At 67.3% G+C, this 21,486-nt stretch carries 21 protein-coding genes and 2 tRNA genes; 5 read left to right on the top strand and 18 right to left on the bottom strand.

Annotation, left to right across the window (positions count from 1 at the left end):
- Window positions 1-369: 369 nt before the first annotated feature.
- Window positions 370-552 (bottom strand): hypothetical protein, encoded by a 183-nt coding sequence (locus FK267_RS13545; protein ID WP_249039334.1) that lies wholly within the window; start codon window positions 550-552, stop codon window positions 370-372.
- Here FK267_RS13545 and FK267_RS01440 point away from each other — a divergent pair.
- A complete protein-coding gene (locus FK267_RS01440) occupies window positions 470-3,046 on the top strand; it encodes a CshA/CshB family fibrillar adhesin-related protein (RefSeq protein WP_249039333.1) in 2,577 nt (858 codons plus the stop codon). The two genes, FK267_RS13545 and FK267_RS01440, sit on opposite strands and share 83 nt — an antisense overlap.
- A gap of 101 nt (window positions 3,047-3,147) precedes the next feature.
- On the opposite strand, the gene FK267_RS01445 is transcribed toward FK267_RS01440, so the two are convergent.
- From FK267_RS01445 to dnaA, 17 genes are all read right to left on the bottom strand, one after another.
- Complete coding sequence (locus FK267_RS01445; protein WP_141405921.1) at window positions 3,148-3,996, bottom strand: AraC family transcriptional regulator; 849 nt, start codon at window positions 3,994-3,996, stop codon at window positions 3,148-3,150.
- Window positions 3,993-4,442, bottom strand: coding sequence for a GyrI-like domain-containing protein (locus tag FK267_RS01450; protein WP_075378095.1), 450 nt, complete (start codon window positions 4,440-4,442; stop codon window positions 3,993-3,995). The genes FK267_RS01445 and FK267_RS01450 overlap by 4 nt, the downstream gene beginning before the upstream one ends.
- A gap of 65 nt (window positions 4,443-4,507) precedes the next feature.
- Entirely contained in the window at window positions 4,508-5,479 is a 972-nt protein-coding gene (locus tag FK267_RS01455; RefSeq protein WP_141405923.1) for a quinone oxidoreductase family protein, read from the bottom strand.
- A gap of 135 nt (window positions 5,480-5,614) precedes the next feature.
- Window positions 5,615-6,115 carry a MarR family winged helix-turn-helix transcriptional regulator gene (locus FK267_RS01460; RefSeq protein WP_141405924.1) on the bottom strand — a complete coding sequence of 167 codons (501 nt, stop codon included), beginning with the start codon at window positions 6,113-6,115 and terminating at the stop codon, window positions 5,615-5,617.
- 1 nt (window position 6,116) lies between these two features.
- Window positions 6,117-6,320 carry a helix-turn-helix transcriptional regulator gene (locus tag FK267_RS01465; RefSeq protein WP_075250239.1) on the bottom strand — a complete coding sequence of 68 codons (204 nt, stop codon included), beginning with the start codon at window positions 6,318-6,320 and terminating at the stop codon, window positions 6,117-6,119.
- Window positions 6,317-6,706: a hypothetical protein gene (locus FK267_RS01470; RefSeq protein ID WP_141405926.1), complete on the bottom strand. Its 390-nt coding sequence runs from the start codon at window positions 6,704-6,706 to the stop codon at window positions 6,317-6,319. The genes FK267_RS01465 and FK267_RS01470 overlap by 4 nt, the downstream gene beginning before the upstream one ends.
- A gap of 109 nt (window positions 6,707-6,815) precedes the next feature.
- Window positions 6,816-7,334, bottom strand: a complete 519-nt coding sequence (locus tag FK267_RS01475; protein ID WP_141405928.1) for an HXXEE domain-containing protein — start codon at window positions 7,332-7,334, stop codon at window positions 6,816-6,818.
- Between the two features lie 97 nt (window positions 7,335-7,431).
- A tRNA-Ala gene (locus tag FK267_RS01480) sits at window positions 7,432-7,507 on the bottom strand.
- Window positions 7,508-7,539: 32 nt separating this feature from the next.
- The gene (locus FK267_RS13460; RefSeq protein ID WP_009396342.1) at window positions 7,540-7,674 is read right to left on the bottom strand and encodes a DLW-39 family protein; all 135 of its coding nucleotides are present in this window, start codon (window positions 7,672-7,674) and stop codon (window positions 7,540-7,542) included.
- Window positions 7,675-7,704: 30 nt separating this feature from the next.
- Window positions 7,705-7,778, bottom strand: a tRNA-Ile gene (locus tag FK267_RS01485).
- A gap of 49 nt (window positions 7,779-7,827) precedes the next feature.
- The gene (locus tag FK267_RS01490; RefSeq protein ID WP_029316099.1) at window positions 7,828-8,325 is read right to left on the bottom strand and encodes a DUF3566 domain-containing protein; all 498 of its coding nucleotides are present in this window, start codon (window positions 8,323-8,325) and stop codon (window positions 7,828-7,830) included.
- Window positions 8,322-11,003, bottom strand: a complete 2,682-nt coding sequence (gyrA, locus tag FK267_RS01495; RefSeq protein WP_141405929.1) for a DNA gyrase subunit A — start codon at window positions 11,001-11,003, stop codon at window positions 8,322-8,324. The genes FK267_RS01490 and gyrA overlap by 4 nt, the downstream gene beginning before the upstream one ends.
- Window positions 11,004-11,071: 68 nt before the next feature.
- Window positions 11,072-13,099 carry a DNA topoisomerase (ATP-hydrolyzing) subunit B gene (gene gyrB, locus FK267_RS01500; protein WP_141405931.1) on the bottom strand — a complete coding sequence of 676 codons (2,028 nt, stop codon included), beginning with the start codon at window positions 13,097-13,099 and terminating at the stop codon, window positions 11,072-11,074.
- 326 nt (window positions 13,100-13,425) lie between these two features.
- Complete coding sequence (locus tag FK267_RS01505; RefSeq protein WP_198498117.1) at window positions 13,426-14,103, bottom strand: DciA family protein; 678 nt, start codon at window positions 14,101-14,103, stop codon at window positions 13,426-13,428.
- Window positions 14,096-15,313 carry a DNA replication/repair protein RecF gene (gene recF, locus FK267_RS01510; RefSeq protein WP_141405933.1) on the bottom strand — a complete coding sequence of 406 codons (1,218 nt, stop codon included), beginning with the start codon at window positions 15,311-15,313 and terminating at the stop codon, window positions 14,096-14,098. Before recF ends, FK267_RS01505 begins: the two co-directional genes overlap by 8 nt.
- A gap of 13 nt (window positions 15,314-15,326) precedes the next feature.
- On the bottom strand, window positions 15,327-16,457 hold the full coding sequence (dnaN, locus tag FK267_RS01515) for a DNA polymerase III subunit beta (protein WP_101588199.1): 1,131 nt from the start codon (window positions 16,455-16,457) through the stop codon (window positions 15,327-15,329).
- Window positions 16,458-17,112: 655 nt separating this feature from the next.
- Window positions 17,113-18,783, bottom strand: a complete 1,671-nt coding sequence (gene dnaA, locus FK267_RS01520; protein WP_141405935.1) for a chromosomal replication initiator protein DnaA — start codon at window positions 18,781-18,783, stop codon at window positions 17,113-17,115.
- Between the two features lie 596 nt (window positions 18,784-19,379).
- On the opposite strand from dnaA, the gene rpmH reads away from it, so the two are divergent.
- The 4 genes from rpmH to yidC all read left to right on the top strand — a co-directional run bounded on the left by rpmH (window position 19,380) and on the right by yidC (window position 21,473).
- A complete protein-coding gene (rpmH, locus tag FK267_RS01525; RefSeq protein WP_003788507.1) occupies window positions 19,380-19,517 on the top strand; it encodes a 50S ribosomal protein L34 in 138 nt (45 codons plus the stop codon).
- Between the two features lies 1 nt (window position 19,518).
- Window positions 19,519-19,887 carry a ribonuclease P protein component gene (gene rnpA / locus FK267_RS01530; RefSeq protein ID WP_003788509.1) on the top strand — a complete coding sequence of 123 codons (369 nt, stop codon included), beginning with the start codon at window positions 19,519-19,521 and terminating at the stop codon, window positions 19,885-19,887.
- A 23-nt stretch (window positions 19,888-19,910) separates the two neighbouring features.
- Window positions 19,911-20,195, top strand: coding sequence for a membrane protein insertion efficiency factor YidD (yidD, locus tag FK267_RS01535; RefSeq protein ID WP_070510270.1), 285 nt, complete (start codon window positions 19,911-19,913; stop codon window positions 20,193-20,195).
- Window positions 20,196-20,288: 93 nt separating this feature from the next.
- Window positions 20,289-21,473, top strand: coding sequence for a membrane protein insertase YidC (gene yidC, locus FK267_RS01540; RefSeq protein ID WP_075378087.1), 1,185 nt, complete (start codon window positions 20,289-20,291; stop codon window positions 21,471-21,473).
- Window positions 21,474-21,486 lie beyond the last annotated feature (13 nt).

Genomic DNA, 21,486 nt, shown 5'->3' on the forward strand with positions numbered 1-21,486 from the left:
GCACAATGAGCGCACGTACAATGAGCGCACCGGAAGAATACTAATGCATCACTTTCTGACCAGCGACCCAAATTTATCGGCGACACTCAACCGTGATATTGATTGCTGTTGAGTTGCAGGAATCTCACCGTGATTCTCTGTGGAATTCCTTAATGCTACCGTGTCAAGGCCCATGACCCTAAAACTGAGGTAGCGCTTCATGCTTCGCCGATTCTTTGTCCGCTCACACCGGCGGGAACTGACGTCGTCACGTCAGCCCTCACGCCAGTCTCGTCAGAGACTAAGGAGCGGTGCCGCCATCTCGACGTTTGCCCTGGTTGCCGCCGCATTGGGCACGGCGACGCTCCCGGCTCCCCCAGCTGAGGCCATTCACGGAAATCCTGCCGGAGGATCGGGAAAATACACCCAGGTGATCGACTGGATCGACTGGACCGAGATGACTAACACCTTGCCCGGGAAAGGCACGAGGATCCTTCCCGATGGAAGCACCGGCGTGGTCTGGTCGACTCCCTCGCGGATCTCCGGCGATATGTGGCGCACCAGTCGATGCACCCTGTCCAATGTGCACACCACTGCCGTGGGAAAGAACGAGACGGGGCTGCCCACCGACCGGGGTCTGAGTGTTGGTTACCGACCGGGTAACTGGATGGGCGACGGTCTGTCTCACCTGTACAACGACGGCACCAACTACACCGCCGGGGTCGCCAAGAAGCCCTATGCGACCTCATCAAACCTGCCTCTGGGCATTGCCAACCTGAGGGACTCCTCCACACAGCAGTTCCAGATCGAGTGCAACGCCTACCTGGTGACCTCCGCCTCCCAGCCCGCGAAGAGCCAGCTGGAACACCTCCCCAACAAGGTGGAAGTTCCGATGGAGGGCATGGTCGTCGCCGACGCCGAGGCCTCGAGCTGGCACATCCCGAACGGCCAGAAGGAGTACATCTCCGTTTCCCCGATCCCCTACGTCGCCTCCCAAGACGTCACGTACCGCCTGTTGGAGAGCGCCCGGACACCGGGATGCATCACGAACTCCGTCGTGGGCAAGGTCTCCGTGTCCACCCCTGTTGGTAACCGGCCCGGTATCAAGCTGCGCCCAGACGACGCCGAGTGCAGCGCCAAGGTTCCCAACGGCTACGGCCCCTCCTCGGTCATGCTGCTGAGCAACATGCGCACCGGCTACGTCGAGATCCACGGAGGCGGTCGAGGCGCCGTCGCCTTCGGTGTCGTCTCCTACATGGACTACGGCGACGCGCCTGAGAGCTACGGCGTCGCCGGCAGCGCGTTCCAGCCGGTCTGGAGCGGCGGGGAGCTGTCTGACAGCGGAGAGCGCAACATCGCCCGCGGCAAGGCACCGTATGAGGGCGACGCCGGAGACTGGTACAACCTGAGTGCGGCAACGGACCAGGGGAACGTGGCCACCACGAACTCCGCCGTCGTGCGTCTGGGTGCCCTGACGGACCACGATGACAGCATCACCCACACCGCTGACGCTTCGAGGGACAACACCACGGATATTGATGACGAGGACGCCCTGCCCGCCAACTGGGACCGCGTCATCTGGACCGATATCGGCCAGAAGTGGAGTCAGGAGATCACCTGCTCGGGCAGCAACACCAAGATCGCCGGCTGGGTGGACTGGAACCGGGACGGCGTGTTCTCCGCCGGTGAGCGCTCCGCAGTGACCTCCTGCTCCAGCGCCGGTAAGGCCACTGTGACCTGGACCGTCCCCCAGGACGCCAAGCGGAGCACCATCAATGGCAACGGTGCGGCCACCTTCATGCGTCTGCGCATCACCGGCGCCCCGCCCAACGGGCGGGAAGCCGAGGATCCTCAGCCCACTGGCATCGCGGTCAACGGTGAGGTCGAGGACCACCAGGTGCAGGTCCAGCTGCCCAACCTGTCCCTGGCCAAGCAGGTGGACAACACCGCGGCCGGCTCTCTGGGCCTGTCCGCCAAGGACTGGACGCTCACGGCAACTCCCAAGCGCGGTAAGACCGCCTCAGGCGCCGGCGGCTTCGACTCCGCTTACCTGCCCCAGGGCCAGACGGTGCTGTCGGAATCCTCGTCGTCGCCCAAGTCGGCCGGGTACAAGGCCACGGTCTCCTGCGTGCCACACCCGAACTCGGATATCAGGACTCCGTCGTCGACGGTCAACTCCGCCTCCAAGACCCTGGATCTGGCCACCGGTGAGTGGATGCAGTGCACGATGGTCAACACGGCTCAGCCCGGTCAGGTCGTCTGGAGCAAGGTCGACGACGCCGGCAACCCGCTGGCGGGGACCGTGTTCACGCTGGCCTCCCCGGCGCTCAACGGCGGTCGGAAGGAGGTGACCGACTGCGTCGTCACCGGTGGGAAGGCCACGTGCCCCAACGGCTCGGTGGACCAAGACCCTCGTGCCGGGTTCTTCAGGGTCTCCGGGCTCACCTGGGGCGAGTACTCCATCACCGAGACCCAGGCGCCGGCCGGCTACCACCTGTCCTCCACCACCCTGACCAAGACCCTGGACGGATCGGCGCCGGCCGCGGGCACCGACGACGACACCCCCACCCTCGACCTGGGTCAAGTTACCAACACCCGAATCAAGGGGTCGGCCACCTGGACCAAGACCGATGAGCGCGGCAACCCCATCAAGGGTGCCCAGTGGTCGCTGATTCCCCTTGACTCCAACGGTCGGCCCCAGCCGGACCAGGCCCGCAGCATCACCGACTGCGTGGGCACCTGCGCCCAGGGCGGCCTGGACACCGATGCGAACCCCGGCGCCTTCAAGCTGGCAGAGCTGGGGTACGGCTCCTACCGGCTCGTCGAGACCAAGCCGCCGGTCGGCTACGTCCTGGACGCCACCCCCCGCACCATCACCATCTCCTCCCAGGGGCAGGTCGTGGCGCTGGGCAAGATCTCCAACCGCAAGTCGGCGGTGCCCGCCATCCCCTTCACCGGAGGGAGCGCGGCCGACACCTTCCTCATTGCCGGAGGGGCGGTGCTGGGGATCACGGTGCCGGCCATGATGGTCCAGGCCTACCGACGCCGGCGGGCCCTGGACTCATGACTGGACTCATGACCTGAGCGAACCATCGGGACGCACGTGATGGGCCGCAGACACCACGGTGTCTGCGGCCCATCGGCGTCAACCGCATCAGGCCGGATGCCTCACAGGAGCGGCAGGAGGATGTCGGTGACGGCGTCGACAGGCGGGGTGATCGCCGGGTCGGTGAGGTACTCCTCGATGATCGGATGGTCTCGCGGCTCCTCGCCCGAGTTCGGCAGCCACTGACCGTAGAGCCACCGGTAGGCGGCATGCATCGACGAGTACGGGCCGATGTAACGCAGGACCGCGTACCGTCCGTCCGGCACCATCCTCTCAGCAAGGCCGTGGGGAATCTTCGTACCGGGGTCGACGACGGTTCCAGCCGCCGAGCGCAGATCAGCCGGGGGAACGGCGTCGGGATCGTCCTCATAGATGGCAACCATCAGACTCCCTGAGCCCACACGGTCTCTAACTCGGCTGAAGGCTCGGCCGATATCCATATAGGAACCACGGTGCTCGGATACGGCAAGTCGATAGCCGCGGCAAGTCTCCACACGAACCGCCCACCCCGGGTCCTGACTCACCGACGACGTCGATCCTGAACCACAACTCGTCACTGGTGAGTCGATCGATGCCGGGCGTCCACCGATGCGGAATCGGCTGGGAGTCGTCCTATATGCGCGGAGAAAGGCTCGACTGAACACTTCGGTGCCGGTGAACCCGGCTTTCCAAGCGATCCGTTCCACCGGCCACGAGGTCTCTGTGAGCATGGCGGCAGCCCGCTCCAGACGGAGACGGCGTACGGTCTGAGCGGCCGTCTCCCCGCGCACCGCCCGGTAGATGCGGTGCCAGTGATAGCGGGAGAACCCGGAGACGTGAGCGAGGGTCTCCAGGCTGAGGTCGTCGTCAAGATGCGCGTAGATGTAGTCGGTGACAACGTCGAGTTGGCGTTGGTACTGCTCAGCCCTCATGCGTCCGAAAGGACCCCAATGGAGAGGTGGATCGAGCCGTCCGTAGCGTAGTACTCGTAGTCGGCACGATAATCACGGGTCAGGTCCTTGCGGGCCCAGACATCCACCCACGCGTCATAGACACTCTCCGGCCGAGCATCGGCCAGCGTGACGATGTCGCGAGTGGAGTTCGGGATCGTCACAGTCACCTGGCCAGGGGGAACCGGACCTCCGCCCTCGATACGCCTACCGATGACGAGGGTGTAGACACCGTCGACATCGTCACCGGGAGTCTCGTAGTCGGTGTAGACCGCATAGATGCCGGGGCCGACGCTGGGCTTCTCGGGTGCGAGGAGCCCAGCGTCGGCAGCGGCCCGCCAGTGAGGAGGAATGGTTCGGGCCGCCTCTCGGTTCGACGTCCGAAGAGGCAGGCCAATGACGTCGAAGGAGCCGATCGTTTCTCTCATGCGCTCCATGATGCCCGTATGGCGCCCAGAGCTCACTGACGAATCTTGCGGACCTGGACGGGTCGTCAGTCCTGCGAGTGGGTCAAGACGATCTTGCCGGTGGTGGTTCCCGCGCGCACCGCGGCAACGGCCTGAGCGGCCTCCTGGATCGAGAGGCGGTCGGTGACGTGGACACGGAGCTCTCCGGAGGCCACGAGCTCCACCGCGCGCCTCAGGTGGCCTCCGACGAGTCCTGGGTTCGCCTGGCTGAAGGCCCCGAGGTTAAAGCCGATGACGCCAATGCCCCGCAGCCACAGCAACGTGGTGCTCACCTGCTGGTCCTGCTCCTGGGAGGCGTCCCCCAGCGCGAGGAGCCGTCCTCCCGTACGCAGCAGGTCGAGGCTGCGCAGCCGGGCCGGGCCGGCCACCGGGTCGGCGACGACGTCGAACTGGGCGGGGTCGGCCTCCGCGAGATCCTCGGTCAACCAGGCCTCGTCATAACCCAGGTCCAGGATCTCCTGGCGCTTGGCCTCGCTGCGGGTGACGCCGACGACGCGGCCCGCCCCGAGCAGTCGGGCCACCTGGCCCATCTGCGATCCGAGGCCACCGGCGGCGGCGTGGACCAGCACGCTCTCGCCGCGGCGCAGGTGGGCGATCTCCTCCAGGGCGACGAGCGCCGTCGTCGAGTTGGCCGGAACCGCAGCGGCCAGGACCGGGTCCAGGCCCGCGGGCAGAGGCGTCACGAGCTCGGCGGGAGCCACGGCAACCTGCCCGTAGCCGCCACCCCCGGTGATGGTCAGAGCGACAACGGCGTCCCCGACCCGGTAACCATCAACCCCGTCTCCGAGGGCACGGACTCGGCCACTCACCTCCAGCCCAGGGGTCCAGGGCAGGTCGATGGGCACGAGTCCCTCGGTGAAGAGCGCCTCGACGTAGCCGACGCCGGCATGGTCCACATCCACAGCGATCTGACCCGGTCCGGGCTCAGGGGTGGAAGCCTCCTGGTACCGCAACCCGGACACCGGGCCATCGAAGCCGACGATCTGCATGGCCTTCATGAGCAACACCTTCCTGTATCAGTCGCCAACACAGTATCAGATATCTGATACATGACACGGAGCAGCCCCGTTGCGATTCGCTGAGCCAGTGGGATCGTGGGCCCGAGACAGCAGTGATCGTCGATGTCTCGGCCGCTACTCGGCGATGAGGTCGTCGCGCAGGAGGGAGGTGACGCGCCCGAGCATCTCGGTGAGCTGCTGACGCTCCTTGGCGGTGAAGGACTCGGCCATACGTTGCTCGATGCGGCGTGCGACCTTGTCGGCGCGCAGTAGCAGGGCCTCACCCTCGGTCGTGAGCGAGGCGATGAGGACCTTGGCATGGTCGGAGGAGGGATGGCGGGTGACGAGTCGTTTCTGCTCCAGTTTGGCGATGACGGTGGCCATCGTCTGCGGAGTGACCGCGGCGGCCCTGGCCAGTTGGGCCGAGGACTGCTCGGGCACGTAGTACAGGGAGAGCATGGCCGCGTACTGGGCCACGGTGAGGCCGAAGCGCCTCAGGGCCTCGGTCTTGGCGGCCATCATGGCCTGCTCGGCCGACTTGATGTGCAGGCCGAGCCGCACCCCGGTGTCCTCGACGAGCTCGCGACGTCCTCGCCTCGGGGGCGGAATGTCAACGATGCGGCTCACGGTGCTCATCCTAGGAGGCCTCGTCATCGGGGAAGAAGATCTCCTCGATGGTCAGGCCGAAGACGCGCGCGATGGCGAAGGCCAGGGGCAGGGAGGGGTCGTAGCGACCGGCCTCCAGGGCGTTGACCGTCTGACGGGAGACACCCAGCTCCTCGGCGAGACGGGCCTGAGTCCAGCTGCGCTGGGCACGCAGCACCTTGAGATCGTTCCTCAACGGTACCGCCAGGTGGACCACAGCATCCCGACACCGAAGAAGAAGGCCCATAGAGCGCTGACCCATATGAGGCTGACGCGAGGAGCCCCCACCTCCTCCAAGAAGCTGTATGCCATCGACGTGATGACCGTCCCCGCTGCAGAGATGACGAGCGCTTCCATCACCTTGCGCGCCTGCATCTCATCCGCTTCCCGGGCTAAACGCATCATTGCCCACGCACAGATGGCAACACCAACCATGGGAAGCAGTGCGAAGGCGAATCGGCGCGGGTCGCCTTCCATGGACCGCGCCCATCTCAGGCCGACCAGAACTCCAACGGAGTACAGAACAGCGCCAACACTGAATCGGATGGAGTAGGCAAGACCCGCCTTACGCTCGATAGTCATGGCTGCCTTCCGTCAATGGAGACAATGAAGCGGATCGGTTGCCGGTGATTGACCGGATCAACCCTGACCACAACCAGAATGATAAAGCAACCTTGCCATTGCGTCAAGGTCACTTGACTTTTTGGCGCCGTCCTCCCGACCGCCCGGTCGTCACCAGGTACGCACCGCCCAGTGCCGTGCCGGCGATGACTGGGAAGGCGGGGATCACCCACCGGTGGGGGCGCACCTCAACCCCGTGAGCTCGCAGCGTCCGCTTCGCGAAGATCCAGAAGGGCAGGACGACCGGCAGCGCCGTCGCCACTCCCGGGGTGTAGCGCCGGGCGAGGACCGCTGTGCCCAGGTGGCTGAAGGTGTGCATGCCGTAGCCATAGAGCGCGGCCTGGTAGACGGGCGAGCGTCCACGGGTGCGGTAGCCGTCCATGGAGGCAACAGCCATGACGACACCCATGAGACCGATCCCCAGGTAGACGTGCTCACGCGAGCAGCCGTGACTTCGGATGTCCTCGGGCAGGAAGGGAACCTTGTCGAAAAGCGGGTGCGTCCAGCCGGGCATCGTGGCCAGCTCCTCGAGGTCATGCGCCAGCCATGAGAAGAACAGCCCTCCGGTCGCCAGTGACACCGGATCCATCACGGTCACCTCCGGCACACATTGTACCGACGAGAGAATCCCCGAGGCGGACCACCATCATGGCCCATCTCGGGGAGCGGGGAGTATGAGAAATCAGTGGTGGAGCCAACGGGACTCGAACCCGTAACCCCCTGCTTGCAAAGCAGGTGCGCTACCAATTGCGCCATGGCCCCTTAGGGAGAATGCTCACCAGTTCCGTCAACTGCTAGTCAACGGGGTCGGTGACCTCGGCCCACGCGGCCCGCTCCATACGGGCCGCCTCGAACCTGAGCCACGCGGCATAACCCGCAGCGGCCAGGAACGAAAAGACCGCGGCTGATACGACTGCACGGTTCCTCATGAAACCTCCTCATCGTCTCACCGCGGACGGTGGGCCTAGCTGGACTCGAACCAGCGACCTCATCCTTATCAGGGATGCGCTCTAACCAACTGAGCTATAGGCCCTTGCGACCGGAGAAGATTAACCTGTCCGGCTATCGCAGACCAAATCCGATCACTCGTCCGCAAGCGTGAGATGGATCCCACCGACGAGGGTGGCGGTGATGTTGTAGAGAAAGGCGCCCAGCGTGGTCAGAGCGGTCACCAGCACGATATCCACCACGGCGACAATCGTGGAGACGGCCAGAGCCCGCGGCAGCTCGAGGTAGGCCACGATCGCGGAGAAGGTGTTGGAGCGCTCACCGGCCACCGTCTTGACGAGCTCCTCGATGGTGGAGAACACATGCATGGCGTCGAGCATGAACCACACGACCGCCGTGGCGACGATGAGCATGATGCCCGCGGCGAAGCTGAGCAGGAAGCTCGCCTTCATCACTGACCAGGGGTCGACCCGGGTCAGGGCCAGACGCACGCGGCGCGGCCCGGCGATGGTCTTCTTGCTCTTCTTGCTCTTGCCGCCCGACGCGCTGCCGGAGGCATCCGCGCCACCCACAATGGATGCGGCACCTGCGGACTGCCCACCGTCAGGGGACATGGAAACCGGCTGGCTCATGCTTCGACCTCACTCTCGTTGTCTTCCAACGCTACCGTGTCCGCCGCTGAGTCCGCAGGAGAGTCGTCAGTGTCACCTTCCGGGGCCTGGAGAGCCTGGGCCTGGTCGGTGGAGTCCGCAGAGTCGGCACTCGGGGCGCTATCGGCGGCATCGACCGCCTCCTCCATGTCCCGTTCAGTGCTGCGGGCCACCGCGATGATGCGGTCTCCGGCGTCGGGCTTGGCGAAAGTCACGCCCTGCGTGGTCCGACCGGTCCGCGAGACCTCGACGACGGCGGAGCGGACCACCTTGCCCGAGGCCATGATGCACAGGACCTCGTCCCCGGAGTCGGTCACCAAGGCGCCCACGAGGTTGCCTCGGGCCTCGACGAGGTTGGCGACCTTGACGCCCAGACCGCCACGGCCCTTGACGGGGTAGTCGACGACGTTGGTGCGCTTGGCGTAGCCGCCCTCCGTGACGACGAACAGGTCCGCGTCCTGCCAGGAGGGGTCGACGACGTCCATGGCCAGCAGGTAGTCGTCCTCACGGAAGCGCATGCCGGTGACGCCGCTGGTGGCCCGGCCCGTGGGGCGCAGGGTGTCGTCGTCGGCGTGGAAGCGCAGCGACTGGCCGGCGCGGGAGACCAGCAGGAGGTCCTGCCCGGTGCTCAGGAGGCGGGCGGAGACGAGCTCGTCGTAGTTGCCCTCGTCGTCCTGGCGCAGGTTGATGGCGATGACGCCGCCGGAGCGGTTGGAGTTGTACTCGCTCAGGCGGGTCTTCTTCACCAGGCCGCGGCGGGTGGCCAGGACCAGGTAGTCGGCCTGGTCGTAGTCCTGGAGCTCCATGACCTGGGCGATCTCCTCGCCGGGCTGGAAGGCCAGGAGGTTGGCCACGTGCTGGCCCTTGGAGTCGCGCCCGCCCTCGGGCAGCTCGTAGCCCTTGGCGCGGTAGACGCGTCCGTAGTTGGTGAAGAACAGCAGCCAGCGGTGCGTCGTGGTGACGAAGAAGTGGTCGACGACGTCGTCCTCGCGCAGCGTGGCCCCACGGATGCCCTTGCCGCCGCGGTGCTGGGAGCGGTAGGAGTCGGTGCGGGTGCGCTTGGCGTAGCCGGAGCGGGTGATGGTGACGACCACGTCCTCCTCGGGGATGAGGTCCTCCATGCTCATCTCGCCGTCGAAGGGCACGATCCGGGTGCGGCGCTCGTCGCCGTACTTCTCGACGATCTCGGCCAGCTCGTCGGAGACGATGCCCCGCTGGCGCTCCGGGGAGGCGATGATCTCGCGCAGGTCCTTGACGCGGGCGCGCAGTTCGTCGGACTCCTCCTGGATCTTGAGGCGCTCCAGGGCGGCCAGACGGCGCAGCTGGAGGGAGAGGATGGCCTCGGCCTGGGCCTCGTCGACGTCCAGCAGGCCCATGAGGCCGGTGCGGGCCTCCTCGGTGGTGGGCGAGCGCCGGATGAGGGCGATGACGGCGTCGAGGGCGTCGATGGCCTTGAGCAGGCCCTCGAGGATGTGGAGGCGCTCCTCGGCCTTGCGCAGGCGGAAGCGGGAGCGGCGCACGATGACGTCGATCTGGTGGGCGACCCAGTGGCGCACGAAGCCGTCCAGGCTCAGGGTGCGCGGCACCCCGTCGACCAGGGCGAGCATGTTGGCCGGGAAGTTGTCCTGGAGCTGAGTGCGCTTGTAGAGGTTGTTGAGGACCACCTTGGCGACGGCGTCGCGCTTGAGGACGATGACCAGTCGCTGACCGGTGCGCCCAGAGGTCTCGTCACGGATGTCGGCGATGCCGGTGACCTGGCCGTCGCGCACGAGCTGGGCGATCTTGTCGGCCAGGTTGTCGGGGTTGACCTGGTAGGGCAGCTCAGTGACCACGAGGCACTGGCGGCCCTGGATCTCCTCGACGTTGACCACGGCCCGCTGCGTGATGGATCCGCGGCCGGTGCGGTAGGCGTCCTCGATGCCCCGCCGGCCCAGGATGGTGGCGCCGGTGGGGAAGTCGGGTCCGGGGATCCGCTCGATGAGGGCGTCGAGCAGTTCCTCACGCGAGGCGTCGGGGTGCTCGAGATACCACTGGGCTCCGCGGGCGACCTCGCGCAGGTTGTGCGGCGGGATGCGGGTGGCCATGCCGACGGCGATACCCTCGGAGCCGTTGACCAGGAGGTTGGGGAACCTCGACGGCAGGATGACCGGCTCCTGGTTGCGTCCGTCGTAGTTGTCCTGGAAGTCGACGCTGTCCTCGTCGATGTCCCGGAGCATCTCCATGGCCAGGGGCGCCATCTTGCACTCGGTGTACCGGGGGGCGGCGGGCCCCAGGTTGCCGGGGGTGCCGAAGTTCCCCTGGCCGGCCACCAGCGGGTAGCGCAGCGACCACCACTGGACCAGGCGGGCCAGGGCGTCGTAGATGGCGCTGTCGCCGTGGGGGTGGTAGGTCCCCATGACGTCGCCGACGATGCGCGAGGACTTGGAGAAGGAGGCGGTGGGGCGGTAGCCGCCGTCGTACATGGCGTACAGGACGCGGCGGTGGACCGGCTTGAGCCCGTCGCGTACGTCGGGCAGGGCCCGGCCCACGATGACGCTCATCGCGTAGTCGAGGTAGGAGCGCTGCATCTCCATCTGGAGGTCGACCGGCTGGATGCGCTCGGGGGCGGGTGCGTTCGTCGCTCCCTCGTCACCGATGATCTCTTCAACTTCGTCGCTCACAGGATTCCTTCGTGTTCAGAGGAGGTCGCCAGCCGCGGGCCGGCGCTTCACGTGTGGCTCGGTGCCGCTCAGATGTCCAGGAAGCGGACGTCGGAGGCGTTACGCTGGATGAAGGAGCGCCGCTGCTCGACGTCGTCGCCCATGAGGATCGCGAAGGTCTCGTCGGCGTCGGCCGCCTCATCGAGCGTGACCTGCTTGAGGATCCGGGTGGTGGGGTCCATGGTCGTCTCCCACAGCTCGTGGTCGTTCATCTCGCCCAGACCCTTGTAGCGCTGGATCCCGCCGTCCTTGGGCAGGCGGCGGCCCTGCTCCTGTCCGGCGGCCAGGAGCTTGTCGCGCTCGGCGTCGGAGTAGGCGAACTCGTGCTCGGCGTTGGACCACTTGAGCCGGTAGAGCGGCGGCATGGCGATGTAGGTGTGGCCGTGTTCGATGAGGGGCCGCATGTAGCGGAACAGGAGGGTCAGCAAGAGGGTGGCGATGTGCTGGCCGTCGACGTCGGCATCGGCCATGATGACGATCTTGCCGTAGCGCAGCTTGGCGATGTCGAAGTCCTCGCCGATTCCGGTGCCGAAGGCGGTGATGAGGCTGCGGATCGTGTCGGAGGACAGGGCCCGGTCCAGGCGCGCCTTCTCCACGTTGAGGATCTTGCCGCGGATCGGCATGATCGCCTGGTGCTCGGGGTCGCGGCCGCCGACGGCGGAGCCACCGGCGGAGTCTCCCTCGACGATGAAGATCTCGGAGTCCGCGGCGTTCTTCGAGGAGCAGTCGCGCAGCTTGCCGGGCATGGAGGCCGACTCCAGGACGCCCTTGCGGCGGGTGGCCTCGCGGGCCTTGCGGGCGGCCAGACGCGCGGCGGCGGCCTGGGAGGCCTTGGTGATGATGGCGCGGGCGTCACCGGGGTGGGAGTCCAGCCAGTCGCCGAGCTGGGCGTAGACCGTCTGCTGGACGAAGGTGCGTGCCTCGGTGTTGCCGAGCTTGGTCTTGGTCTGGCCCTCGAACTGCGGCTCGGAGAGCTTGACGGAGATGACGGCGGTCAGCCCCTCACGGATGTCATCACCGGTGAGGTTGTCGTCGCGCTCCTTGAGCAGGCCCTTGTCCCGGGCGTACTTGTTGACCAGGGTGGTCAGGGCCGTGCGGAAGCCCTCCTCGTGGGTGCCGCCCTCGGTGGTGTTGATCGTGTTGGCGTAGGTGTGGACCGACTCCGAGTAGGCGCTGGTCCACTGCATGGCGATCTCCAGGCTGATGGAGTGGTTCTCGCCCAGAGACTGCTCGGCCTCGAAGTCGATGATCTCGGGGTGGATGAGCTCGGCCTTCTTGGACTTGTTGAGGAAGGCGACGTAGTCACGCAGGCCGTGCTCGTAGCAGTAGGAGTCGGTGCGGAAGCCGACCTCGGGGGCGTCGGGGGCGGAGTCGTCCCCGGCGATCTCGTCGCCGGCGTCCTGGACGCCGAGGCGCTCATCGGTCAGGGTGATGCGCAGGCCCTTGTTGAGGAAGGCCATCTGCTGGAAGCGACGGCGCAGCGTCTCATAGTCGAAGTCGACCGTCTCGAAGATGGTCGGGTCCGGGTAGAAGGTTTGAGTGGTACCGGTGGAGTCGGTGGCCTCGCCCTTGACGAGCTCGGTGATGGGGCGGCCGCCGTCGGCGAAGGACATGCGCCACACGAAGCCCTGCCGGCGGACCTCGGTGTCCACCCGGGTGGACAGGGCGTTGACCACGGAGATGCCCACACCGTGCAGACCGCCGGAGACGGCGTAGCCACCGCCTCCGAACTTGCCGCCGGCGTGCAGGATCGTCATGACGACCTCGACGGTGGGCTTGTGCTCGGTGGGGTGCTCGTCGACCGGGATGCCGCGGCCGTTGTCACTGACGCGCACGCCGCCGTCGGCCAGGATGGTGACCTCGATGTGGTCGCAGTAGCCGGCCAGGGCCTCGTCGACGGAGTTGTCGACGACCTCGTAGACGAGGTGGTGCAGGCCCCGCTCACCGGTGGAACCGATGTACATGCCGGGGCGCTTCCGGACCGCTTCGAGCCCTTCGAGGACGGTGATGTCCGAGGCTCCGTAATCGTGATTCACAGTGGCGTCCTGGTCAGACACGTGTCAGTTGCTCCTCAATCTGTGCGCATCGGGACCTCAGTGGTCCGATGTCTCCGTCCGGCCCCTTCACACGACGATCCTGAGGAGGATCGTGCGCACACGTAGGTGGGTACATCAGGACGGTCCTGGGCGCACCTTGGGCGGTTTCACCGCATTCTAGCGTAGATGGGCCCGTGAACCGTTGTGCCGTGAACAGCTGGGGGCGTGCCCGTGGTCACCTCTGTCCCGCGTGGATCGGCGCGCCGCCCGATTCCTGGCGCCCGAACCGTGTCTTTCCCACGACGACGGCCGCGGCCGGTGCGTTGACAATGATACCCGCGCCCCCGCTACCCGTAGGTATCGCGCGGACCACGGGTGCCGCGCAGGCCGACTCCGCGGCGCTTCCAGGTCGGGCCGGCCGGCCCCAGGATCCGCAGCTCCACCGCGTCGCCGGTGCTGATCCCTCCGGCCTGGCGGCCGCCGGGCCCCGAGCGCAGGGCCTCGACGATCCTGGCCTCGATGGTGGGTTGGAGGAGCCGCAGCTGCTGGGCCCAGCTCGAGGACGAGGCGCGCAGGGTGATGCGACCGGCGTCGAAGGACTCGATGGTGCAGTGCTCGGCGACCTGATCGCCCACGATGGCCCGCCACCGGGCGACGACGCCGGCCACCGCGAGCTTTCCGGCCCAGCCGTTGTCGGCCACCATGCGGCGCAGCTCGCGCTGGCCGGTGCGGGGGTCGAAGGGGGTGGGGCCGGGCCGATCGCGTCCCCGCGCCAGTCCGGGGCCGCGGTCGGCCGGATCGTCGGGGTTCTGTCCCAGGGCCCGGGCCAGCTCGCGACGCTGGTCCCAGGGCGCCGCCGGCTGCGCGTCCTTGCCCCCGGAACCGCCGGCCGGCTCGCGCAGCCGGCGGGCCGGCACGCGGCTGTCGCCCTTCTCCCAGGCCTGGGCGCGCTGGCGGGTCAGGGCCCGCTGCGCCAGGACGTCGGGCAGTGGGCCATCGCCGGTGGACGCGGACGGCTCAGCCACGGGTGACCTCACCGTCGGCCACGCGATACCGGGCGCCGGCGAGCTCGGCGGGGACGTCGTCGTCGACGGCGGCGGTCAGCAGGACCTGCTGGGCGCCGGCGACCATCTGGGCCAGGGCGCGACGGCGCTGCTCGTCGAGGGAGGCGAAGACGTCGTCGAGGATGAGGACCGGCTCGCCGTCCCCGCCGTAGGCGTCGATGTCAGTGCGCAGCATGTCGTAAGAGGCCAGGCGCAGTGCCAGGGCCAAGGACCACTGCTCGCCGTGGGAGGCGAATCCGCGGGCGGGCAGACCGGTCAGGAACAGACTCAGGTCGTCGCGGTGCGCCCCGACGAGGTTGGCGCCGCGGTCGATCTCGCGGGCGTGGAGCTCACCCATGGCGCTCTCCAGGCGCGCGGCCAGGGCGGTCTCATCGAGGAGCGTCTCCTCGCCGGCGAGCCAGGCCGTCTCGTCGTGGGGGTCGGGCTCCGGGACTCCCTCATGGGTCAGCAGGCTCGAGCGGTAGGCGATCTGGGCTCGGGAGCGCTGCCCACAGGTCCCGGAGACGGTCTCGTAGGCGGAGGCCACCCAGGGGCGCAGGCGCCGCACGACGTCGACCCGGGCGGCGATGAGCCGGGCGGCCGCCGCGGCGAGCTGGGCGTCCCAGACCTCCAGGGTGGAGAGCATGGAGGAGGTCGAGGAGCGGGCCGCGCGCGCAGACTTCAGGAGGCTGGCGCGCTGGGCGAGGATCTTGTCGTGCTCGGCGCGCACCCCGGCCAGGCCCGGGCGCAGCGTGACGACCAGGTCGTCGAGGAAGCCCCGGCGGACCCCGGGCTCGGCGCGCACCAGGGAGAGATCCTCGGGGGCGAAGACGACCGCGCGCAGCACCCCGAGCAGGTCGCGGGGCCGGCAGCCGCCCCGGTTGAGGCGGGCCCGGTTCGCCTTGCCGGCGATGATCTCGATCTCCAGGACGCTGGGTCTTTCCCCGTGGACGGCCCGGGCGCGCACGACGGCGCCGGCCGGCTGGGCCTGCCCCGGTGCCGCCCGTCGGACGAGGGCGGTGTCCGCGCCGATCCGGTGGGAGGAGAGAGTCGCCAGGTAGACGATGGCCTCGACCAGGTTGGTCTTGCCCTGCCCGTTGGAACCGACGAAGGCGCTGGGGCCTGGCTCCAGGGACAGCACCAGGCTGCGGTAGGAGCGGAAGTCGTCCAGGGAGAGGTCAGAGACGTACATGCCCCGTCGGGTCTCAGGCCCCGAAGCGGATCGGCATGAGCAGGTAGCGGAAGGAGGAGTCCTCGGTGCCCCCGATGGAGTCCATACCGGTGAGCACCGCGGGCTTCGAGGCGTGGGTGAAGTCGAGGCGGACGTAGGGCTGGTTGAGGGCGCCCAGGCCGTCGAGGAGGTAGCCGGGGTTGAAGGCGGTGGAGATGTCGTCGCCTTCGAGGTGGGCGACGAGCTGCTCGGTGGCCTGGGCGTCGTCGCCCTGTCCGGCGTCGAGCTCCAGGTTGCCCTGGGTGAAGGACATGTGGATGGGGGTGGAGCGGTCGGCGACGAGGCTGACGCGGCGCACGGCGGCCATGAGCTCGTCGGTGCCCACGGTGGCGTGGATCGAGGTGGACTCCGGGAAGAGGCGGCGCACCGGCGGGTAGTCGCCGTCGGTGAGCAGGGAGGTGGTGCGCCGGCCGCCGGCCTCGAAGCCGATGAGGCTGGAGGCGGCCGAATCGCTGCTGAGGGCCACGGTCACGTCTCCGGAAGAGGTCAGGGACTTGGCGACGTCGGAGAGGGTGCGGGCCTTGAGCAGGGCCGTGGTGGACAGCTCGGTGTTGGACGGCGACCAGGTCAGCTCCCGCATGGCAAGGCGGTAGCGGTCGGTGGCCATGAGGACCAGCGAGCTGCCCTCGACCTCGATCTGGACGCTGGTGAGCAGCGGCAGGGTGTCGTCGCGGGAGGCGGCGATGGAGACCTGTCCGACGGCGCGGGCCAGGTCGTGGGCGTCGATCGTGCCGGCGACGGCGGGCATGACCGGCAGCGCCGGGTAGTCGTCGGCGGCCATGGCCGCCAGGGAGAAGCGGGCCGATCCGCAGGAGACGGCGACCTTGTTGCCCTCGACCTCCAGGTCGACGGGCTTGTTCGGCAGCGCCTTGGCGATATCGGCCAGGAGGCGTCCAGAGACGAGGACGACGCCGTCCTCCTCGACGTCGGCGGCCACCTCGCAGTGGGCGGAGACCTCGTAGTCGAAGGAGGCCAGGACGAGGCTGGAGCCCTTGGCCTCCAGCCTGACTCCGGCGAGCACGGGTACCGGCGGGCGGGCGGGCACGGATCGTGCAGTCCAGGTGACGGCTTCAGCGAGGATGTCTCGGTCAACCCTGAGCTTCACGGTAGGTGCCTCCGTCAATCGTGGTCGGTCGGCCGGTAGGCGTCGTGGCACTACTGAGCCGAGAAAAAAACGTGGTGCCGGCAGGTCGCCGGCGGACAGTCGTCATGGGAACGGCGTCGCTGGGAACGCAGTCCTGGGTCGAGAGTGTAGACGGTAGTCCGTGGGAGCCACCCTGTCACCAGCGATCACCCATGCTCATCCCATGAGCCTCTCCGAATGACAAGCGCCCGGGGCCTGGTCCGGTCCCGTTGGCCGATCGTGCTTCGCGATTTCTTGTCATCTAGATCTGTAGGGGTAGTAGCACGTGTGGATGCTGGGGATAACAGGATTTTTCGCCGTCATGACGCCAGTGACGCTGGGGAATGACACGTGGGTGGTTCTGGTGAGTCAGGCACCGTCTCGGTGGAGAGAGCGAATGACATTCATGTCATTCCACAGCGGGGGTGCGCTACCTCCACAGCGACACGCTCGCTCCTCCACGTGCCCTCCTCAGCACCGTCCACAGCTGCGGTTGCCGTGGTCCGGTGAAGGCACTCTTGGCAACCATCCGCGCCGCTCGTTCCTCGCGGCGCTCCCGCCAGTCCCGTCCACGCCTTCGAGCACCTTTACCGGACCACATCTGTCAGTCGCGTGAATGATGCGTCCCCTCGTCGGCTCAGGCGGGTGACTGGGCGGCCTGCTTGATGCGGCTGGTCAGCTCGGTGACCTGGTTGAAGGTGGAGCGCCGCTCAGCCATGAGGGTGCGGATCTTCTTGTCCGCGCTCATGACGGTGGTGTGGTCGCGCCCGCCGAACTCCCGCCCGATCTTGGGCAGGGAGAGGTCGGTGAGCTCACGGCACAGGTACATGGCGATGTGGCGGGCCGAGACCATGGTGCGTGAGCGGTTGGCCGAGCACAGGTCATCGATGGTGATGCCGAAGTAGTCGGCGGTCTGCGCCATGATGAGGGAGGTCGTGATCTCCTGGCCCTCGGGGTCGGAGATGATGTCCTTGAGGACCATCTCGGCCAGGGTCTGGTCGACGGGCTGCTTGTTGAGGGAGGCGAAGGCCGTCACCCGGATGAGGGCGCCCTCGAGCTCGCGGATGTTGGTGGTGATGCGTGAGGCGATGTACTCCAGAACGTCGAAGGGTAGGTCGAGGCCCTCGGCGGTGCCCTTGCGGGAGAGGATCGCGATGCGGGTCTCCAGGTCCGGGGGCTGGACGTCGGCCAGCAGGCCCCACTCGAAGCGGGAGCGCAGGCGCTCGTCGAGCCCACCGAGGGCCTTGGGGGGCTGGTCGGAGGTGAGGACCACCTGCTTGCCCGAGGAGTGCAGGGAGTTGAAGGTGTGGAAGAACTCCTCGAGGGTCGACTCCTTGCCCTGGAGGAACTGGATGTCGTCGACCAGGAGGATATCGACCTCGCGGTAGCGGCGCTTGAAGCCCTCCATGCGGCCGTCGTCCTGGTTGCCGTCGCGCACGCAGGCGATGAAGTCGGAGACGAAGACCTCGGAGTTGACGTACTTGACGCGAATCCCCGGGTTGAGGGTCTGGGCGTAGTGGCCGATGGCGTGCAGGAGGTGCGTCTTGCCCAGGCCGGAGCCGCCGTAGATGAACAGGGGGTTGTAGGCACGGGCCGGGGCCTCGGCCACGGCCAGCGCGGTGGCGTGGGCGAAGCGATTGGAGGAGCCGGTGACGTAGGTGTCGAAGGTGTATCTCGGATTGAGCTGGGAGACGTCGTGGGCCGCGGTGGGCGTCAGCAGCCCGGTGGGATTCTGGGGGCCGGTGCCCCCGGGGCTGTAGGTGCCGGGAAGTCCCGACCTGCCGGGAAGGGAACCCGACATGGTCGACGGCGCCGAGGCGGCGGAGGCCTGGGAGTGAGGCATCGGTGAGGGGGCGGTCGCCGAGTAGGGCGAGGGCTCGGCGAGCTGCTCGCCGTAGGCGGGCACCGTCGGTGGAGCGGGTGCAGCAGGCACGGCGGAGGGCCCCGACGGCTGGGGTGGGACGGAGGGGGACGGGGAGGATGCCGGTGCGGGGGCGACGGTCGTCAGGTTGACTGGTTCGGGAGCCATGGGAGCCATCGGTGCGCGCGAGGCCTCCGAGGAGGTGTCGACTGTGACTTCCATAGGCATGGGGCGGCCCCAGACCTGGGTGATGGCAGCGCTGATGGGAGCACGTGCCTGCTCGACGATGTCCTTGGCGAAGGCCGAGCCGACGACGAGGACGAGCGTGCCGTCGACGTCGATGAGGTGGGTCATGCGGATCATGGACATCTTGCCCTGCCCCAGTTCTCCGGAGCTGGAGAGCACCTCAAGGGCTGAGAGCCATTTGGTATTGGCGGCGTCGGGCACGACGGACTCCTGATCGGCATGGTTGGTGAACCCGGTGACTGCAACCCGACCGACGCCGGCCGGGGCCCTGTGTCGATGATGACAGGGTTGTGTGGAACTGGCGAACCGGAAGGTCTTGACCAGGCGTCCCATCATGCTGGTTCTCCACAGCCTTGTCCACACCTGGGGACACACCGAGCGATGCCTCACAGATAACGTTCAGAATAAACTCTGAAAACAGTAGGTATCGATGGTCCGGATGATCTGCTGAGAGCCCGCGGAATGACACATGTGTCGTCATTGACGGGGCTTTCGAGGAGGTGTGAGCAGGTCCAGGAGTTATCCACATATCCGCAAGGGTGTGGACGGAGTCCTTCCCACAGCCGTGGACACGGACGACCCCGCTTGTGGACGGAGTGTGGAGAGGATGTGGATGACGCCACCGGTCACAGTGGTCACAGTCGGCCACATTCGTTTGACCGGCAAGAGGGCCAAACGTAGGCTGTTGCAGACGTTCGCGCGGAGTCAGGTCCCGATCCATGGGGCAGCCGCACGAGCGACAGTGCCGCGAACCTCGCGATGCACTGTTCCGATCACCTCAAGCAGGAGTTAAGCCCGTGAGCAAGCGGACCTACCAGCCGAACAACCGTCGTCGTGCCAAGGTGCACGGCTTCCGTAAGCGCATGTCCACCCGCGCAGGCCGCGCCGTCCTCGCTTCGCGGCGCCGCAAGGGCCGCGTTCGCCTCGCCGCCTGAGGTGCTCGGCGCGGCGCACCGATTAGCGCGGGGTGAGGACTTCACTACCGCGATTCGTCGGGGTACGCGCTGCGGGAACCGCAGGCTGGTCGTGCACTACCACGCCGGCGGGAGAGGGGATGACTCCCCGGCTCTCGTCGGCGTCGTCGTGCCCAAGAAGCAGGTCCCGCTGGCCACTCGCCGCAACCGCGTCAAGCGCCGGGTCAGAGCCCTCATGGCGCAGCGGGTCGGTTCCCTGGAACCGGGAGCTCGCGTCGTCGTGCGCGGACTGGCGGGTGCCGACGGCGCCGACAGCAGCACCCTGGGACGTGACCTGGATCGGCTTCTGAGCCGGTGCCGGGAGCGTCAAGCTGAAGGGCACCGGCGGTGAGCCGGCCGGTTGCGGGCGTAGCGATGAGCGGATGGCTGACGCGAGTCCTCGTGGCTCCGGTGCGTTTCTACCAGCGCTTCATCTCGCCCGCCCTGCCGGCCTCCTGTCGCTACTACCCCACGTGCTCGGCCTACGCCGTCACGGCGCTCAAGGTGCATGGTCCGATCAAGGGCCTGCTGCTGGCCCTGTGGCGTCTGCTGCGATGCAACCCGTTGACCCGCGGTGGAGTCGACCATGTTCCGGACAAGGGGCAGTGGCGATATCACCATCCCCGTGACGTTCCGAGGTTCACGGTCGAGGACCCCTGACCGAAGCCGCTGAACCGGCGGTCACGACGCCGGCTCAAGCTCTGAGCCCACACTGATACCTCTCGCACGAGAACCCTCATACAAGGAGTACGGATGGACACGTTGCTGTGGCCGCTCAAGGTGGCCGTGGCCTGGGTCATGGTCACGATCCACAAGGCCCTGGTCCTCATCGGCTTCCCCGACGGACCGGGTGTTGCCTGGGTGCTGTCCATCATCGGTCTGACAATCGTGGTGCGGCTGCTCATCATGCCGCTGTTCGTCAAGCAGATCCGAGCCTCCCGCGGGATGCAGCTCCTCCAGCCCGAGATGCAGGCCCTTCAGGCCAAGTACAAGGGCAAGAAGGATCCCGAGTCGCGCCAGCGCATGAACGAAGAGATGATGGCGCTTTATCGCAAGCACGGGACCAACCCCATGGCCTCCTGCCTGCCGATCCTGGTGCAGATGCCCATCTTCTTCGCCCTGTTCCGGGTGCTGGCCTCCCTGGGTGCCGTTGCTACCGGCAAGTACGGCCGCCCCTCGATCGGTCCGCTCACGCAGCAGCTGGCCGAGCAGGTCCAGGCCTCCAGCGTCTTCGGCGCCAGCCTGTCCTCCTCCTTCCTGGGAAGCTCCGACACGCAGGTCAAGATCGTCACGGTCGCCATGATCATCATCATGTCGGTGACGCAGTGGTACACCATGGCGCAGCTGTCGATGAAGAACATGTCGACGGACTCCCTCAACTCCGACAACCCCATGATCCGTTCCCAGCGGATGATGCTGTACGTGATGCCGGTGATCTTCGCCGTTTCCGGCGTCAACTTCCAGATCGGTGTGCTCGTCTACTGGGTGGTCTCCAACCTGTGGACCATGGGCCAGCAGTTCTTCACCATCCGCAACATGCCCGCCCCCGGCAGCGAGGCCGAGAAGAAGTACCGCGCCCGCATCAACGCCAAGCGGGCCCGCAAGGGACTGCCCTCCCTGGAGGAGGAGGAGCGAGCCGAGGCGATCGCCAAGGCCGAGGCCGAGGGACGCACCGGAGGTCAGCGGGTGCAGCCGGTGCGCAAGAACCGGCAGAAGAAGTCCGGCGGTCAGGGCGAGTCCCGCAGTGAGGCCTTCGCCGACGACTCCGATGTCGAGCAGCTCGAGGACGCCGACGAGGACAAGGACTCGACCTCGTCCAAGAGTGGTGGCCTCAGCGATGAGGAGATCGCTCGACGTCGTTATGAGCGCCGTGCCCGTCAGCGGCGCGAGGCGGCGGCCCGACGCAAGGCCCAGGCCAAGAAGAAGCGTAACCGCTGACACGTGTTCAGCG

Source organism: Actinomyces oris, assembly GCF_006546825.1.
Taxonomy (GTDB): domain Bacteria; phylum Actinomycetota; class Actinomycetes; order Actinomycetales; family Actinomycetaceae; genus Actinomyces; species Actinomyces oris.